The organism is Variovorax sp. WDL1, from assembly GCF_001541225.1.
GTDB lineage: Bacteria > Pseudomonadota > Gammaproteobacteria > Burkholderiales > Burkholderiaceae_C > Variovorax.
On sequence record NZ_LMTS01000172.1, the window covers coordinates 42,048 to 44,666 of the forward strand.

Consider the following 2,619-nt stretch of genomic DNA (forward strand, 5'->3'; position numbering starts at 1 on the left):
CTGCTCGATCTGGTGGCCCAGGGCCGGCTGCGCGAGGCCGCGTCCGCATTGATCGGCGCGCTCGAGGCCACCGACTCGACCAGCGGCGTCATCGTGCTGGACGACCTGCATGCCGTCGCGGACGCCCGCGTGTTCGAGTTCCTGGGCCACCTGCTCGAAGGCCTGCCACAGAACTGGACGCTCGTCATGGCAACGCGCGTGGAGCCGCCGCTGGCGCTGGGGCGCTGGCGCGCACGGCGCGAGATTGCCGAGTTCGACGAGACGGCCCTGAGCTTCTCCAGGCAGGAAGTGCAGGATCTGTGGCGCCATGCCACCGGGCAGGACGATCCGGAGCGCGCCGGGCGCCTGCACGAGCGCACCCAGGGTTGGGCCGCCGGGCTCTGCCTGGGCCTGGAAGCCTCGGAAGGATCGGCCGCGACGGCTCCGAAGGACACTTGGCACAACCGCCGCCACCTGTTCCAGTATCTGGCGAGCGAAGTCCTCGAAGACCTGCCGGGCGAGCTGCAGGCGTTTCTCCTGCGCTGCTCGTTGTTGGCTGAACTCACCGTGCCACGCTGCGAGCAGATCAGCGGCAATCCGCGCGCGGCCCGGTTGCTGGAGGACATCGAGCGACGGCGGCTGTTCGTCTCCATGCTCGACAGCGAGGAGCTGACGCTGCGCCTGCACGACCTCTTCCGCGACTTCCTGGAGGAGCGCCTGCGCCGGCATCATCCCGATGAGGTGCCCGCGCTGCTGCGCCTTGCGGCCCAGGGCGAAACAGACCCCGTGCGCCGCACGCTCATGTACTTGCGCGCGGGCGCCTGGGACGAGGCGCAGCAGAGCCTGGCCGAGGCCACGCCGGACATGATCGCCTGTGATGCAGGCGCCCAGGTGATTCGTCTCATCGAGCAGTTTCCCGCCGATATCCAGGCGCAGTCGCCCTTCCTGGCCTATGCCCGAGGGCTGTGTGTCTGGCCCCAATACCACTACTGCACGGTCCGGTCGGTCATGGAGGATGCCGCGGCCGGGTTCGAGGCCATGGGGCAGCACGACCACGCACAGCGCGCCCGTGCCATGCGGGCGCTCGGCATGTTCTGCTGCGGCCAGATGGCGGCGGCCCGGCAACTGGGCCAGGCTGTCCGCGCCCGGCCCATGGACCTCGAGACCCAGACGCTCTGCGAACTGCTCGACTGCTGGTACGAGGCCTACCACGGCCCGGTCGAGGGGCCCGGCAAACGCCTAGCCAAGGTCGTCGACCTGCTGGCTCAAGGGGGCAGCGCGTATCTATGGCTTCGCTGCCAGACCCGCGTCAACATGCTCATCAGCCGACCCGGCGTCAGCGCACAGATCCAGCGCCTGATCCGCGGCGCCAGGGCGGCCGCAGGCGATGGATATTGGTCACTCCAGGCCAATACGAGCCTGGCGGAAGCCTGGGTGTTCCTTTGGCAAGGCAGGATCGCCGAGCTGAAGGCGGCGTTGCAGAGGATCGAAGAAGATTCCCGTTGGCTGGGCCAGCCGCCTGGTCTGCGCATCCGGCTGCTGGCACTGAAGGTCAACTACCAGGTGATATGCGACGACAGGGAAGCCGTGCGCGCGACCTGCGACGCCATCGCCGCGCATGTTGCCTTGCTGGAACACTCCGGTGAACTGCCGCTGGTCTACCTCAACGTCGTGGCGAGGGCCTCTGTTGCCATCGGGGACTGGCACGCCGTGCGCATGCACTTGCCTGCGTTCCACGTCGAGGTCGACCGGGAGAACCCCAGCATCAATATGTTCCTGCGCACCTTCAGGGCGCAACTGGCGATGCAGGAAGGACGGACCGGCGAGGCGCTGACGACGCTTCGCGAGCTGGCGGCAGGAACGGCCCTGAGTGACACGAATGGCCTCGATGCCACGGTGCGGACACAGCTCGCGCTTGCCGAACTCGCCCATGGTTCGCCGGCCGCAGCCTGGCGAGCGCTCGAGCCGCTGATCGAACACGTCACAGCCAGCGGCGATGTCGGCCAAGTCCTGGTCACCGGCCTGCGCGGCTTGACCGAGCTGTCGCTCGCGCCGTGGGGTGGTGCTGCGTCCAAGGAAGGGCTGGCGGCCCTGCGCCAATGGGTCGAGATTGCGCAGCGCTGCAAGGACGGTTCGCTGGCGCCGCCGCGTGCCTCGGCAGCCCAGGACGGGAATCTCAGTGCCCGGGAACTCCAGGTCCTTGCGTTGCTCGCCGAGGGCCGAAGCAACAAGCTGATCGCACGGGCCCTGGGCCTGAGCCCGCACACCGTCAAGCGCCATGTCGCGCGCATCCTCGACCGGCTGGATCTGGCCTCGCGCATGCAGGCGGCCGAGTGGTACTCCGCACGCCTCGGCGGCTGATGCGCCGTCGCCTGGCGGGTGCGCCAATCTAGTCCACGCTCGCGCCCGAGGCCTTCACCACCTTCGTCCACTTGACTTGTTCGCTGTCGATCAGCTTGGCGAACTCGTCCGGCGTGTTGCCGGACGGAATCGCGCCCTGGGCCAGCAGCTTCTCGCTGACCGCCGTGGCACCCAGTGCCTTGGCGACCTCCTGCTGGATGCGGTTCACGATCTCCGGCGGCGTTCCGGCCGGCGCCAGAAGGCCGAACCACGAGCTCGCCTCGTAGCCCTTGAGCGCCG

The 2,619-nt window shown here is 68.7% G+C and carries 2 protein-coding genes; one reads left to right on the forward strand and one right to left on the reverse strand.

Features of this window, described 5'->3' with window-relative positions:
• Window positions 1-2,340 (forward strand): LuxR C-terminal-related transcriptional regulator (locus APY03_RS23905; RefSeq protein ID WP_198161283.1); only part of this gene is annotated, 2,340 nt, incomplete at its 5' end.
• A gap of 28 nt (window positions 2,341-2,368) precedes the next feature.
• Here APY03_RS23905 and APY03_RS44355 read toward each other — a convergent pair.
• The coding region (locus tag APY03_RS44355) for a tripartite tricarboxylate transporter substrate-binding protein (protein ID WP_269747404.1) at window positions 2,369-2,619 on the reverse strand (251 nt) is incomplete at its 5' end.